The 15080-nt window shown below is 58.7% G+C and carries 13 protein-coding genes; 8 read left to right on the top strand and 5 right to left on the bottom strand.

The features are described 5' to 3' along the window. Positions 1–172: 172 nt before the first annotated feature. From ACN0X0_RS06270 to ACN0X0_RS06255, 4 genes are all read left to right on the top strand, one after another. Positions 173–2056 (top strand): PhoX family protein, encoded by a 1884-nt coding sequence (locus tag ACN0X0_RS06270; protein WP_417278457.1) that lies wholly within the window; start codon positions 173–175, stop codon positions 2054–2056. A gap of 169 nt (positions 2057–2225) precedes the next feature. Further along, on the top strand, positions 2226–2876 hold the full coding sequence (locus tag ACN0X0_RS06265; protein WP_417278456.1) for a DUF5343 domain-containing protein: 651 nt from the start codon (positions 2226–2228) through the stop codon (positions 2874–2876). Further along, positions 2876–3460 carry a Swt1 family HEPN domain-containing protein gene (locus tag ACN0X0_RS06260; protein ID WP_417278455.1) on the top strand — a complete coding sequence of 195 codons (585 nt, stop codon included), beginning with the start codon at positions 2876–2878 and terminating at the stop codon, positions 3458–3460. The genes ACN0X0_RS06265 and ACN0X0_RS06260 overlap by 1 nt, the downstream gene beginning before the upstream one ends. A gap of 162 nt (positions 3461–3622) precedes the next feature. Further along, positions 3623–4717 (top strand): TRAP transporter substrate-binding protein, encoded by a 1095-nt coding sequence (locus ACN0X0_RS06255; RefSeq protein ID WP_417278454.1) that lies wholly within the window; start codon positions 3623–3625, stop codon positions 4715–4717. A 304-nt stretch (positions 4718–5021) separates the two neighbouring features. On the opposite strand, the gene ACN0X0_RS06250 is transcribed toward ACN0X0_RS06255, so the two are convergent. After that, the gene (locus ACN0X0_RS06250; RefSeq protein WP_417260910.1) at positions 5022–5666 is read right to left on the bottom strand and encodes a response regulator transcription factor; all 645 of its coding nucleotides are present in this window, start codon (positions 5664–5666) and stop codon (positions 5022–5024) included. Beyond that, positions 5663–7087 carry a cache domain-containing protein gene (locus ACN0X0_RS06245; protein WP_417278453.1) on the bottom strand — a complete coding sequence of 475 codons (1425 nt, stop codon included), beginning with the start codon at positions 7085–7087 and terminating at the stop codon, positions 5663–5665. The genes ACN0X0_RS06250 and ACN0X0_RS06245 overlap by 4 nt, the downstream gene beginning before the upstream one ends. Positions 7088–7520: 433 nt before the next feature. On the opposite strand from ACN0X0_RS06245, the gene ACN0X0_RS06240 reads away from it, so the two are divergent. From ACN0X0_RS06240 to ACN0X0_RS06225, 4 genes are all read left to right on the top strand, one after another. Then, positions 7521–8618: a TRAP transporter substrate-binding protein gene (locus ACN0X0_RS06240; protein ID WP_417278452.1), complete on the top strand. Its 1098-nt coding sequence runs from the start codon at positions 7521–7523 to the stop codon at positions 8616–8618. 190 nt (positions 8619–8808) lie between these two features. Continuing rightward, the gene (locus ACN0X0_RS06235) at positions 8809–9738 is read left to right on the top strand and encodes a TRAP transporter small permease subunit (protein WP_417278451.1); all 930 of its coding nucleotides are present in this window, start codon (positions 8809–8811) and stop codon (positions 9736–9738) included. A gap of 21 nt (positions 9739–9759) precedes the next feature. Continuing rightward, on the top strand, positions 9760–12114 hold the full coding sequence (locus ACN0X0_RS06230) for a TRAP transporter large permease (RefSeq protein ID WP_417278450.1): 2355 nt from the start codon (positions 9760–9762) through the stop codon (positions 12112–12114). Positions 12115–12249: 135 nt separating this feature from the next. Continuing rightward, complete coding sequence (locus ACN0X0_RS06225; protein WP_417278449.1) at positions 12250–12696, top strand: hypothetical protein; 447 nt, start codon at positions 12250–12252, stop codon at positions 12694–12696. 53 nt (positions 12697–12749) lie between these two features. Here the strand turns inward: ACN0X0_RS06225 and ACN0X0_RS06220 are convergent, their stop codons facing one another. From ACN0X0_RS06220 to ACN0X0_RS06210, 3 genes are all read right to left on the bottom strand, one after another. Then, positions 12750–13613, bottom strand: a complete 864-nt coding sequence (locus tag ACN0X0_RS06220; RefSeq protein WP_417278448.1) for an arginyltransferase — start codon at positions 13611–13613, stop codon at positions 12750–12752. 178 nt (positions 13614–13791) lie between these two features. After that, positions 13792–14292: an RDD family protein gene (locus ACN0X0_RS06215; protein WP_417278447.1), complete on the bottom strand. Its 501-nt coding sequence runs from the start codon at positions 14290–14292 to the stop codon at positions 13792–13794. 69 nt (positions 14293–14361) lie between these two features. After that, on the bottom strand, positions 14362–14838 hold the full coding sequence (locus ACN0X0_RS06210) for a DUF2852 domain-containing protein (protein ID WP_417278446.1): 477 nt from the start codon (positions 14836–14838) through the stop codon (positions 14362–14364). Positions 14839–15080 lie beyond the last annotated feature (242 nt).

Below are 15080 nucleotides of genomic sequence, written 5' to 3'. Positions count from 1 at the left end.
AAAAGGTTTTCATAGGCGAAGATTGGCCCAAATGGCACGGCTTCACAGAGCTGTCATCTCGCGGTCACAGAACTGTTGCGCAGACTTGGCACTTGTCGCGGCGATGGATCGGCCCTTTTGCGGGGCGTACAACAAGAGATTTCAGCAACGCACAAAAGCGATGGAGCTAAAAATGAAAGATCAGGATATCACCGACCTGTCTTGGGATGATTTCGACGAGATGCGCGACCCGCGCCCGGACAACAACGGCTTTGACGCGGTCGTCGAGCGTGCGATTTCGCGCCGTGGGTTCCTGGGCGGCGCTTTGGCCTTTGGCTCCGGCGCTCTGGCCATGGGTGCCGCTGGTCTGATGTCTTCGACCACGGCGGCCCGCGCACAAAGCGCAGGCTTTAACTTCACGCCGATCGGCATTTCGACCGACCACGAGATCCACGTGCCGGAAGGCTACCAGTGGAAAGTCCTCGTCCGTTGGGGGGACGCGCTGTTCTCCGAAGCCGAAGGCGCCTATTCCTCCGAGACCGGCGTTCCGGTTGCGATGTCCGACAAGGTCTTCGGCGAGAACACCGACGGCATGGAGACCTTTGTCGATGGAGGCAAGACGATCCTCGCGATCAACTCCGAATATGTGAACCCGAAAATCAACCTGCCTGCCGCCTCTGAAGGCACGCCGCAGACCGCCGACGAAGTGATGCTTCTGAAGAACATGCAGGGCGTGACCGTGATGGAAGTCGCCGACATGGGCGAAGGCTATGAGGTTGTCGTCGACAGCCCCTACAACCGCCGCATCACCCATGAGACCCAGATGACCATGGACGGCCCGGCGGCTGGCTCCGATCTGGTGAAAACCAATGCCGACCCGGAAGGCATGTCGCCCAAAGGCACGATGAACAACTGTGGGTCCGGCAAGACGCTTTGGGGCACCTATCTGACCTGCGAAGAGAACTTCAACGGCTACTTTGGTGCGACCGGCGAATACACCGAGACCGAAGGCCACACCCGCTACGGCATCGGTGGCGAAGGCCGCTACGCCTACGAGAAATTCGATGCGCGTTACGACCTGAGCCAAGAGCCGAACGAGCCGAACCGTCACGGCTGGGTCACCGAGATCAACCCGCTTGATCCGTCTTCGACCCCGGTGAAACACACCGCTCTGGGTCGCTTCAAACACGAAAACGCCGAGATGGTGCAGGCCGCTGACGGTCGTGTCGTGGTCTATATGGGCGACGACGAGCGCGGCGAATTCATGTATAAATTCGTCTCCAACGGTGTCTACACCGAAGGCGGTTCGACCGAAGGTCTGCTGTCCGACGGGACGCTTTACGTTGCCAAGTTCAACGACGACATGACCGGCGAATGGCTGCCGCTCACGCCCGAAACCACCGGCATGGCGATGGAAGAGATCCTCGTGTTCTCCCGTATGGCTGGTTCCAAAGTGGGCGCGACCACCATGGATCGCCCGGAATGGATCGCCGCCAACCCGCTCAAGGCCGAGGCTTATTGCGCGCTGACCAATAACAAGAACCGTGGTGTGAAACCGAACGCCGGTGGCGATGCGACGCCGGCCTCTGGCCCGAACCCGCGTGACACCAACAACTTCGGCCAAATCGTGCGCTGGCGCCCGGAAAATGAGGATCACGCGGCAGACGCTTTCGCCTGGGATCTCTACGTCATGGCCGGCAACCCGACGGTCTACGACAACGCCTACGGCGGGTCGGAGAACGTCAACGAAGGCAACATGTTCAACTCGCCCGATGGCATGGCCTTCTCGTCCGACGGCTACCTCTGGATCCAGACCGACGGCGACGACAGCAACGAAGGCGAGTTCGAAGGCCAAGGCAACAACCAGATGCTGATCGGCAACACGGAAACCGGCGAAATCGGCCGCTTCCTAACCGCGCCGAACGGCGCTGAGGTCACGGGCCTCACCTGGTCTGCGGATAAGAAAGTCGCTTTTGTGGGCATCCAACACCCGGGCGGCTCCTGGCCGGACGGTGCGGGCAAACCGCGCTCGTCCGTGATTGCCGTGTGGCGTGAAGATGGCGCTCTGATCGGCTAAGCTGATCCCACCTTAGAATTTTATCAGGCACGAAAAGAACAGGGGGTGCGGTGAAAACCGCGCCCCTTATTTTTGTGGATGGGGTAATTGCCATAGTGATAATAAGAGTTTGGGTTGAGTTTTCGGTCAATTCAAGGATGATATATGGAGAAAAAATTAGGAGTATAAATTGGGTATAAAACTTCCCTACCTTACATCACCGGGGTCTGTCTCTAAGGTACTTACAAAAATTATAGAGGCTCGAACTCCGGAGCGGTTCACGCTTGACTTCCTAGGGACTAAGCTTGGTTTTAAAGGCGGAAGCGCAAGGCCGATCATTCCTTTGCTAAAACGCATTGGGTTTCTAACGGATGATGGTGTTCCTACCGAGCGCTACAAACTTTTTAGAAACGAAAGCACTCGTGGAAAAGCAATGGCTGATGCGCTCAAGCAGGGCTATTCAGATGTATTCTCAATTAATGAATATGCTCAGGAACTTGATAGGAAAAAGTTTGGCGACCTCGTAACGCAGGTTACTGGATCTGAGAAAGGAAACTCAGCGGATAATCTCACTGTGTCAACATTCTTCAATTTGAAGGAGTTCGCAGACTTTGATGCTGATGTGATTGATCAAGCCGATGAGGACGAGATTGTTTTGACTATGCCTTCCGAAAATAAAAAAACAAGCAGCCCACCTCCGCTGCATTCACACGAAGAAGCGGATAGTCTTGGCCTTAACTTATCTTATACAATTAACCTCAACCTTCCTGAGACGACCGATGTAAATGTTTACAACGCGATTTTTGAAGCCGTCAGAAAGAACCTGCTTGGGCGAAGCTGATGCATAATCATAATTACCGCTATTTCATGCTTAACAATCTTGCGATTGAGAGCGCCGTCCGTGCAGCGGAGAAGAAGACCGGCTTAGACTTTGGGCATAAGGAACCCGCGCCGAGTGATCAGGATGAGTCTTACTATCCGCAATTCTCCGCACAAGTTCGCGAGGAGGCTGAAAGGATGGCCAGAAACTATGTTCTTTTCTATAGTTTAGAAAACTCTATCCGCGATCTGATTGTCGATGTGCTGTCAGAGAAGCATGGAGAAGATTGGTGGAGTGTGACGGGCGTAGTACCTGATGTCGTTACTAAAAGTGCAGAAGGCAATCAGAAGAAAGAAAGTGGTACTGGTGTCACTGTGCGATCTGACCGTTTAATCGACTATACCAATTTTGGCGAACTCGGCGAAATCATAAAGAGCAACTGGGAAGATTTCGGGAGCATACTTCGTGATAAACGTGCAGTAGAAAGAATTCTTGCCAACCTAAACACTCTCAGGGCCTCCATAGCTCACTGCACTGCTTTGGCGACTGACGAGGAGGTAAGATTGCATCTGTCTTTGCGAGATTGGTTTCGTCAGCAAGCATGATACCTTCCCCTCCGCAATAAACCATCCCCCCCCTCTGCACCTCCGCGCAACATTCGCGCGAAATGTCGCGCTTTCCCCCCTTCAATCTTCCGCAGTCCCTCCCTATGGTGCGCGCGATTTGACGCGGGGGGCTCCCCTCGCGCGCTTTTTGGAGGATAGACCATGGATCGCCGTTCTTTTCTGAAAACTTCCGCGCTGGGGGGCTCCGCCGCTGCCGCCTCGACGCTTGCTGCGCCGATGTATGCGCAGGGCAACCGGACCCTGACCATGGTCTGTTCCTGGCCGCGTGGTCTGGCGGGCGTGTGGGACGCTGTCGAACGCTTTGTCGATGCCGTGAACACCATGTCCGACGGTCAGATCACCATCGAGGCCCGCGCGGCGGGCGAATTGGTCGGCGGCCTAGAGGTCTTTGACGCTGTGACCTCCGGTCAGGCCGACATCTATCACTCCGCCGATTACTATTTTACGGGTCAGCACCCGGCTTTGGCCTTCTTCACCACCTCGCCCTTCGGCATGACCGCACCGGAACTGATGGTGTGGTATTACGGCATGGGCGGTCAGCAGCTTCACCGCAACCTCGGTGAGATCTTTGGCCTGCACACCAACATCGGCGGTCAGACCGGCGCGCAGGGCGGCGGCTGGTATCGCAAGGAAATCACCTCTGTCTCCGACTTCCAAGGCCTCAAACTGCGGATGCCGGGTCTCGGCGGCGAAGTGGTCGGCAAGCTGGGCGCGTCTGTTCAGGTGATGCCGGCGGGCGACATCTATCAGGCGCTGTCCTCCGGCGCGCTCGATGGCACCGAATGGGTCGGCCCGTGGTCGGACGAACGTCTCGGCCTGCAAGAGGTCTGTGACTACTACTACCCGGCTGGCTTCCACGAGCCGGGTTCTGCGCTCACTGTCAACACCAACCTCGAGGTGTTCCAGTCGCTGACCCCTGCGCAACAGCGGATCATCGACACCGCCGCGGCGGAGTGCAACCAGTTCGATTACGCGCTCTTCCTCGCCAACAACGGCCCGGCGCTTCAGCGCCTGATCGCAGGCGGCACGCAGATCAAGCAATTCCCGGATGACGTCTGGGAGGCCTTCGGTCGCGCTTCGAAAGAGGTTCTGGACCAATATATGGACGACGATCTCTTTGTCGAAATTCGCAAATCCGTCGAAGACTCGATGAAAGCTACCTCCCAGTGGATGGGTCAATCCGACAGCTTCTACTCCGAACAGCGGAACCGCGTTCTGGCGATGATTTCCGAATAAGCGACGGATTTGTAAGGCGATTTGAAACGCGCGGGAGGCAGCTTCCGCGCGTTTTTCTATGCCGTCACCTGCGGGTGATTTTGCCCAGCCGGATGAAAAGCGCAGCACGGCCAAGAGGACTCTCGCGCTGCCACGATATGGCCCGAAACGGCCTCGCCCCAAAGCGCCTCTGCGCAAAAGGCCTCGTGCAAAAGGCCTCACACAGATATTTTCTTACCCGTCTTTTTGGGGGGCGTATCTTTTTCGTGGGTCAAATACTTCCGCCGGAGGCACGCGCCTGACAGGCGCACTGGAAGCGCACCGTTTAAAACCGACCTGTGCCCTGCAACACGCCATGCTCCATGGCATAGCGCGTGAGGCCCGCGGTCGAGGAAATCCCCAGCTTTCGTTTGATGTTCTTGCGGTGGGTTTCAACCGTGCGCACGGAAATATCCAGTGCCGCTGCGACTTCCTTGTTCGATTTGCCCTGCGCCAGTTCCAACAGGATGGTCTGTTCGCGTTCGGTCAAAGGTTCGCGCCCGTCGCGGATTTTCGGCCCGATCGCGGCCTGCGCCCCGTTGCAGAGGAACTGCTCGCCGCGCATCACCGCGTCAATCGCCTCTTTCACATCCTCTGTCGGCACGTCTTTCAACACATAGCCCATGGCGCCATGCGACAGAGCTGCGCCGATATATTCCGGGCTGTCATGCATCGAGAGGATCAGGATGCGGGTTTCAGGACGGCGCTCCAACAGCAATTCGGTGGCGGTCAGCCCGCCCATCTGCGGCATGTTCAAATCCAACAAAACCACATCGGGCGCCAGCTCTTCGATCTGATCGACAGCCTCGCGCCCGTTGCACAATGTGCCCACGACCTCGATGTCGTCGAAACTTTCCAACAGCGCGCGAATGCCCTCGGCCACCATCGGGTGGTCGTCCACGATCAGGACACGCGTCGGTTTCTGTGTCATCGGGCATTTCCTATCTCGGAGCGGGGGCGGTTGGAGCCTGCGGGCGGCAGGATATGCTTTAACGGCACTGTGGCGTCAATGGAGGTGCCGGGAGAACGTTGCGTGATCTTTAAAGTGCCGTCCAATTGTTCCATCCGCTCCGCCATATTGCGCAGCCCGATGCCATGCCCCGCCATGCCGCGCGCCGAGACGTCAAAGCCTCGCCCGTTGTCGCAAATCAAAAGCGTTGCCCCGGTGCGGTGGCCCGCGAGTTTGATCGATACTTCGGTGGCGCCCGCGTGGCGTTCGATGTTGGTCAGCGCCTCTTGCGCGATGCGGAACAAAGCGATCCGCGCCTCCTCATCAAGCCGGTTGCGGAACACCACGGTTTCGAGCTCCGTCTTGATCCCGGTGCGCTTCTCGAACTCTTCGGCCAATGCCTGAAGTGCCGGGCCCAGGCCCAAATCGTCCAACACCCCCGGCCGCAGATCGCGCGAAATGCGCCGCACCTCGGTCAAGGCGCCGCCCAGCATATCGAAACTGCGATCCAGACTGGCGGGGGCCTTCGGGTCCCCGGCTTTCAACTGCCGCCGGGCCAGTTCCATCGCGTAGCGCACGCCAACCAAGATCTGGCTGATCCCGTCGTGCAACTCGCGCGCGACGCGTCCGCGCTCTTCTTCTTGCGTGTCGAAAATCCGCTGGGTCAGATCCTTGAGCTTTGCGTCTGCGAGACGGCGTTCGCGGATGGTGATCGTCACCCCGGACATGAACACCAAAAGCACCGCCGCCATGGTGATCGCGCCGATATAGGCGAATGTCCGGTGCACGCGGGTCTGGACTTCGGCGCGGGCGGCGGCCACGGATCTCAGCACATCGTCGATGAACACGCCGGTGCCGATCGCCCATTGCCAGTCCTGCAAGCCGATCACATAGCTGATCATCTGTGCCTCCTCATTGGTGGAGGGTTTCGGCCAGAGAAAGTCGTGATAGCCGCCGCCCTGACGCGCCAGTCGGATCAGCTCATCGACGACAGGCGTACCCTCGCTGTCGGTGAGACCGGCCCAGTTGCGGGTGATCAGATCGGTCTGACGCGGGGCGACGAGATTGGTGCCGTCATACTCATAGACGAAAAAATAGCCCTCCGTGCCATAGGTCATCGCCGCGAGCGTTTGCGTCACCTTGAGCTTGGCCGCTTCGTCGTCGGGGGGCGCGGGGCTATAGTCGGCGGTGATCGAGTTGCGTGCCAGTTGCAGGTAATTCTGTAGCTCCTGACGCTTGGCGGTCAGGATTTGCTCCTCCAGCTCGGCGATCTCGCGGTCGGACATGCTGTTCGACTGGTGCGCCACCACAGCCGCGATGGCCGCGACCGAGAGGATCAGAGGCAGCGTGGCGAGCAGGAACAATTTGCGCGCGTAGGTCAACTCGGGTCGCAGTCGCATCATCGGGGCTGTGTCGGCTTTCGGGGCTTGAAGACTGAGGCGTGTCGGTATTTGACGCTACGAAGGATACCGGAGGCCGAGGCCGCGTCAATCGCAGGATATCTTGCGCAGAGCCTTACTGGTTCAGTAGTAAAGTTGCGATGTTGCCCGCTAACGGAACATAAAAAATGCGGGACTGCGTAGTGTTGGGTATTTCCTCGCGGGATCGTGAGCGGTAACGTTAACCCACGATCTGGTCCGGTTTTGGCCTGTCCTTTGACGTCTGCATGCTGATTTGCCCAAGTATTTCCAAGGGTTCTGTCTCTGCCGACGTCGTGTTCGTGTCGAAAAGCGCAAGATGCAGGAGGCGTCTTCAGCTTTTTAGATCGCGTGAGGGGGGAAGGGGCTGCGGGATCGGTATAAAAAAACCATAGACCATCTTGGGAGGAAATTATCTATGGATCGTCGTTCTTTTCTGAAAACGTCCGCTCTGGGCGGGGCTTCTGCCGCTGCTGCATCCACTTTGGCGGCGCCGATGTATGCACAGGGCAAACGGACCCTGACCATGGTCACCACCTGGCCGCGCGGTCTGGCGGGCGTTTGGGATTCCGTTGAGCGTTTTGCGGCCAATGTCGATGCGCTGACCGATGGCCAGCTGACCATCGACGCGAAAGCCGCGGGCGAGCTTGTCGGCGGGCTGGAAGTGTTTGACGCCGTGACCTCCGGTCAGGCTGATATTTATCACGGCTGCGAATACTACTTCACCGGACAACACCCGGCGCTGGCCTATTTCACCACCGTGCCCTTCGGCATGACCGCGCCTGAGATGATGGTGTGGTACTATTCCATGGGCGGCATGGAGCTTCACCACAAACTGGGCGAAATCTTTGGTCTCAAAGGCTTTATTGCCGGTCAGACCGGCGGTCAGGGCGGCGGTTGGTTCCGCAAGGAAATCGCGTCTCCCTCTGATTTCCAGGGCCTCAAATTCCGCATGCCGGGTCTCGGCGGCGAGACCGTGTCGAAACTCGGCGCCTCCGTGCAGGTGCTTCCGGGTGGCGAGATTTACCAAGCGCTGTCTTCCGGCGCGCTCGACGGCACCGAGTGGATCGGCCCGTGGTCGGATGAGAAACTCGGCCTGCAAGAGGTCTGTGACTTCTACTATCCGGCGGGCTTCCACGAACCGGGCGCGGCGCTCTGTGTGACCACCAACCTCGAGGTCTTCGAAAGCCTGAGCCCGATGCAGCAAAAAGCCATCGAGATTGCCGCGGGCGAGTGCCATCAGCACAACTACGCGCTTTTCGTGGCCAACAACGGCCCGGCTTTGCAGCGCCTGATCCAAGGCGGCACCCAGCTCAAGGAATTCTCCGACGATGTCTGGTCCGCCTTCGGCAATGCCGCCAAAGAGGTGCTCGACGGCTATATGGACGACGAGATTTTCGCGGAAATCCGGACCTCTTATGAGAGCGCAATGGCGCAGACCTCCGCCTGGATCGGTCGCTCCGACGGCAACTACACGCCGCAACGCGACCGCGTCCTGGCGGCTCAGTCCGAGTGATCTTTTTGCAAGATCGGTAAAACACGAAATGCGCGCGGATATCGCGCGCATTTTCGGCCTTAGCAAAGGGGTGTCCGGGGTTGTCGTCCGGGGCGCAGGGGCGTAAAGCAGCGCCACAACAAAATACACGAAAACAACACATTCTGGGAACGGGCCGCTGATCTCGCGGGCCGGGAAGGGGACAGACGAGATGGAAGAACAGACCGGCACGTCTTTCTTCGGGCTCATGGTGGACGCGGTGGTGAGCCTCGTCGTGAACCTCGGGCTCGGGTTCTGGCATATCATCTATGCGCTCACGCATCCGGGGCTTTGGCTCGATTGGTCGAATAAGGAAAGCCTGTTGCGCTTTGTCTATTACGGCGGCTCGAAGGAGCTTTTGTTCGTGTTCTTCGATCTGGTGATCGTGGTCACCGTGATCGGCTTTGTGCATCGGCCCTTCCTTTGGGCGCTGGTGCGCGGGCTTGAGAAAATCGCCAACACCATGGGGCGTGTCGCCGCCTGGGCCGGTCTCTTGATGGTGCTGCAACAGATCATGGTGGTGTTCTTGCAGTCGATCTTCCGTCAGGGCGAGATCACCATTTCGCCCTTTGGTGGCGGCTTTACCCAATCCGTCGGCTGGTTCTCCGAGAGCCTGAAATTCGAGAACGCCCTCGTCGTGGCGCTCTGCGTCTCCTACGCTTTCGTGCAGGGCAGCCACGTGCGCGTGGACCTCGTTTACGCGGGCGTCAAACACCGCACCAAACGCGCGATCGACATGTTCGGCGCGCTGTTTTTCATGCTGCCGGTGGCTTTGCTGACCTGGATGTACGCCTGGTTCTTCCTCTGGCGGCACCTGATCACGCCGAAGGTCTCGGCCTCCGATGCGCTCGACCGCATGCTGATGAAGGCCCGGATCGTGAAGTGGAACGTTGAAACCGTGTCCTTTTCGGCCAACGGGTTCAACGGCTATTTCCTCTTCAAAATCCTGCTGTTGTGCTTCCTCGTGCTGGTGATCCTCCAAGCGCTGGCCTTTTTCTACCGCTCCTTTTTGGAATTCGTCGAAGGCGAAGACAGCGCGGGCAAATATCTCGACAAAGACACGCTCGGCGAAGGTGAAGAAGCCTTTGAAGGCACGCATTAATTCGGGCGAAGGACCAGACACATGCTTTTCGGACTTGATGGCGTAGAAATCGGCCTCATCATCGTATTCCTGTGCCTCTTCGGCGGCATTCTCACCGGCTTTCCCGTGGCCTTCGCCATCGGTGGTGCGGGTCTCATGGCCTTTGGCATCATCGCCGCTTTGGACAGCGCGGGCATCCTCGTGCATGAGGCCATCGACACCGGCTCTCAGGCCTACCGCGACCTTGTGAATTCGGGCATCAACCCCGCCAATATATCGCATTTCAGGTATCCCGACTTGCCGGTCTACCCCGAAGCGCTCTTCCCCGGCGGCTGGGAACAGGCGGTGGATCGCAACCTTTCCTTCATCGTCAACCGGATGAACGAACGCGTCTTCGCGGGCGCCTCCATCGAGACGCTTCTGGCGGTTCTGATGTTCGTGATGATGGGGATCGTGTTGGAACGGTCTAAAATTGCGAACGACCTTTTGACCACCATGGCGCGTGTCTTTGGCCCGCTGCCGGGCGGTCTGGCCGTTTCCGTAGTGATCGTGGGCGCCTTCCTCGCGGCCTCCACCGGCATCGTTGGCGCGACCGTGGTGACCATGGGGCTTTTGTCCCTGCCGACCATGCTGCGCCACGGCTATTCGCCGCAGTTGGCCACCGGTGTGATCGCCGCCTCGGGCACTTTGGGCCAGATCATTCCGCCCTCTATCGTCATCGTGCTTTTGGGCACGCTGGCGGGCGACATCTATTCCGCCGCTCAGGAAGCCCGCGCGCAGGCCGCTGGTTGTACCGATGCGCTGACCTTCCTTGGCGAACCTGCCGTGGTCTCCGTCGGCACGTTGTTCCAGGCTGCGATGTTGCCGGGTGTGTTCCTCGCCGGTCTCTATGCGCTCTATGCCTTCGGCTACGCGATGTTCAACCCGTCGAAAGCCCCGCCCGTGCATCTGGAACACACCCACCACGAAACCATGACCCGTCGTGACGGTTTGTTGTGGATGCTGGCTGTGCCGGTGCTTTTGATCGGCGCTGCGGTCTTCTCCGGCCAGTTCGGTCTTGCCGGGTCTCAGGACATTGTCGTCTCCGAGTTCACCGAAGCGGGCGCGACCGCGAGCCTGCGCACCAATGTCTCCGATCAATGTCAGGCCGCGATGATCGAGCTGCATGGTCAACCCGCATGGGACACCGCCATAGCCGAGCAAACCGCGATCGAAGCCTCTGGCGGCGCGCAGGCCTCTGTTCAGCGCACGCCTGAACAGATCGAAGCGCTCACAATTGAAGCCATCGCCAATGCGCCTCTGCTGGGCTCCGGCCTTCTGACCGTGATGGTGCTTTTGGCGATCACGCTGGCCTTTGGTCGTGGCGTCGCGCCGCTGGCCAACCCGGCGCCGCTGTTGATCGGGGCAGGGGGCATTGCCGCTGTGTTGATCTTGGATGCGCTTCTGGTCGGGCCGATGACCTCATCTGGCACTGCCTTCGTGATCTATCTGATCCCCTTCCTCGCACTGGCCTACGGGATGAAATACGCGGCCCAGCATCTCGCCAAAAACGAGCTGTTCCGCGTCGTCTTCCCGCCCTTGGTGCTGATCGTCGCTGTGCTCGGTTCGATCCTGGGCGGCGTGACCAACCCGACGCCGGCCGCCGGTCTCGGCGCGGGCGGAGCGCTGCTCTTGGCGGCCTACCGCAAGCTCGCCGATCATCACAAAACCAGCAAGATCATCCTCGGCGCCGCTTTTGCCGTCATCGTGATGATCCTGATCGGATCGAATTTCGACCTGCGTCTGGGTCGGGGCGATGTGCCGTTCGAGGATTGGGTCGCCTATATCGTGGCCCTCGGCGCCTATTACTTTGCCATGTTCGGCATTCTCTATGCCTGCTGGGTGCTGTTCTCCGACGGCACATTGGGCATCGTGGTGCGCGAAACGGCCAAGGTCACCTCTATGGTCTTCACCATCCTCATCGGCTCTCAGCTTTTGAACCTCGTGGTGATTTCCTTCGGCGGCGAGCACTATATTCAAAGCTTCCTGCGCAGCTTCGACAATGAATTCACCGTCTTCCTTCTGGTGATGTTGGTGCTGTTCATTCTGGGCTTTGTGCTCGATTTCCTTGAGATCATCTACATCGTCGTGCCCATCGTCGGTCCGGTGATCTACGGTGGCACGATGGACCCGAAATGGGTGACGATCATGATCGCCGTGAACCTCCAGACGTCCTTCCTGACGCCGCCCTTCGGCTTTGCGCTCTTCTACCTGCGCGGTGTTGCGCCGCCGTCGGTCACCACCGGGCACATCTACAAGGGCATCATTCCCTTCGTGCTCATTCAGGTGATCGGGCTCGGTATCCTCTGGACCTTCCCGGATATCGTCACCATCGTGCCGAACCTTCTGGCGAAATAAAGCCTCTCAAAACCCCGCCCCATCGGCGGGGTTTTTCTTTGGCAAAAAAAGAATCTCTTGCGTCAAATGAAATGTCTTATAAAAAGACTAAGGTATTTAGCCATCGCCCCACTGTCGTCTCTTTGAGGAGCCCCCATGTCTTTCCAATCCGCCCGCGCCATCGACCAGATCACTGAAGACGCCGTTGAGGGCGCGCAGCCGGTGGGGAAGCTGTCGCAGTTGAATGAACAGGGCCGGGTGGTCGTCACCCTGTTTCGCAGCTCTGAGGCCATGCGGGGCAAGGGCGATCTGGGCAAGATTTTTTCGCAGATGATGCTGGTGTTCGAGCGCCACGCCCGCCGTCCGCTGGTGAGCCACGGCATGTCCTGCGATTGCTTGGGCGCCGATGAAGCGGTCTTGGCGCAATTCGTCCGCCTCGCCGCGCGCGGCAAACGCGAGGACGCGACGCTCATGTCGATGCTGATGCTGCGCGCCGATATTGCCCCCTTGGCCGTTTCCATGGCCGAACAACTGGGGCTGTTGATCGACGCCACACTCCGGACCGACCCGCGCGCGATGATGGGGACGGTGAAGGTGCATTAAGCCGATCCGGTGATCTCAAAAACAAACGCGGCCAGATCGGCCGCGTTTCTGTTTTAAAACTCCGTCGTCCCCCGTCCCGAGCCCGGCATATTGGGCCCCTGCATGTCCGGCAGATCGATCTTCGCCACCTGCTGAGCGATTGGCTCGCTCTCCAGCGGATGGGTGCCTTGGGCAAATTCTTCGGGGTCTTTCAGGTCGATCCATTGCCCACCCTGATAGACTTCAAGCGCCGAGAACCGCGCCTTGTAGCCCATTTTCGGCGATCCCGGCACCCAATAGCCGAGGTAGACATAGGGCAGACCCGCCTCGCGCGCGATCTCGATGTGGTCGAGGATCACATAGGTGCCAAGGCTGTCCTTGATCAGATCGGGTTTGTAGAAGGAATAGACCATCGACAGCCCATCATCCAACAAATCCGTCAGACAAGTCGCGGCCAGCTCACGCGGGCGGCCAGACTCGCCGGGGATGTAATATTCGATGACGCGGGTGCGGATCGGGGTTTCCTCGATCATCGCGGCGAATTCGAACACATCCATATCGGCCATGCCGCCATCGGCGTGTCGCGTTTCGAGATATTCGCGGAACAGATCATACTGCGCCTCGGTGGCCCAAGGCGAGGTGGCGCCGCGTTTCAGGTATTTGTTCTTGTTGATCGTCCGGCGTTGCGATTTCGAGGGTTTGAAATCCGCAACCCGAATGCGCGCAGAGAGGCACGCGCTGCAATCGGCACAGGTCGGGCGGTAGAGCACATTTTGCGACCGGCGAAACCCCTGTTTCGACAGGCTGTCATTCAACTGATTGGCATTCTCGCCCTGCAAGGAGGTGAACAGCTTTCGCTCCATCCGACCCTCGAGATAGGGGCAGGGCTGAGGGGCCGTCACGTAGAACTGCGGCGCTAAGGGGAGGGAGTGACGCATGGGATGGACTTACGATGAATTCACGAATGACGGGTTAACAGCTTGATCAAAAAGGTAGCAACTCAACCGCCGTTCGCCAAGGGGGACATGTGGAAAAGCCACATGGATGTGACAAAGGGGACCAAACGACCCCCATTTGCCTCAATTTTGAAACTCTTTGGGCGCTATCAGATGCGCTTTAGTAGCTCGACGGGCGGTTGATCGCCGCGGAACCAAGCACCAGATCCGACAGGCCCTGGCCGCGCGCCGTGGTGGCCATCAGGACGACGGCGACGACTTGCAAAATGCCGGTCGAACACCAGACGGTGAAGAGCAGGGTGTGCAAAACCGCCATGCCGAGATCGAAGCGTGCGCCATTGCGATCGCGGAACTCGATGCCCATGAGCCGCATCCCCCAAGTCGCCGATCCGTTGGCGATGGTGATCACGCGGTAGGCGAAATTCACCACGGCGACGAGGAAGGGGAAAAAGAAGATGCCGGTGAAGGCGGTGAACGGCACGATCAGCGCGGCGATGATCACGATCAGGATGAAATCGACCACAAAGGCCAAGGCGCGTTTGGTCGCCACCATGTCGTAAAAGGCGGGCTGGTGGTCGGGGTCGGGCAGGCCCCAATGGGCCTCGTCGCGGCTGTCGGTATATCTGTCGCTATATCTGTCTTCTGGCATCATCATACTCATTGTCCTGTCTCCTATGTGGGCCAGCCCCGCCTGCGTTGCAAGGGGGCTGGCCGGAGGATTGCCTGAGGATTACGCGTCCTCTTTTTTGTCCGAGGTGTCGTCTTCGACGCTGTCCTCGGCGGCACGTTTGGCGCGGTCGTCCATGAATTGGTCGAACTCGGCCTTGTCCTTCGCGGCGCGCAGACGCTCAAGGAAGCTTTCAAACTGATCCTGTTCCTCTTCAAGGCGGCGCAGGGTTTCTTCTTTGTAGGCGTCAAAGGCACTGTTGCCGGAGGACCGCGTCGCGGCATGCGCCGTGCGGAAGCGGTTGCGGGACATGTGGCGGCCACGCGGGCCGAATTCAGAACGGTGTTTGCAAGCGAACATTCTTTTGCTCCAGATCATATAAGCGAGAAGGGCGAAGCCGACGGGCCAGACAAAGACAAAGCCAAGGACCATAGCCGCGACCCAGGCGCCTTTGCCCTTGTCGTCGAGCCAGGCCTCGGCACGGCGAAACCAGCTTTGGCCAGTCCCGTCGGGGGCGTAAGTGGAGGCGACATGGGTCATTTGGGGTTCCCTTTCGAAGAAGTGAGGTTTGTGTTTCGGTTGATGTGAATGCTTTTCACATCACCAAGATGGGAGGGGTGCCCGCGTCACGCAAGGGTTAATGTGAATGTTTTTTACATTATTTTAAAATGCTATTTTTTATCAGTGACTTGAGGCGGTTTTTCTTATGGGGAACGGGAGCTCGAATTTCCCCCGGTTGCGAATCTGCAACGAAAAAAACGCTCTGAAAGTTTTCCCGGCCG

It is taken from the genome of Celeribacter sp., from assembly GCF_048270365.1.
Classification (GTDB): domain Bacteria; phylum Pseudomonadota; class Alphaproteobacteria; order Rhodobacterales; family Rhodobacteraceae; genus Celeribacter.
This window is presented reverse-complemented; position numbering and strand designations above follow the sequence as displayed.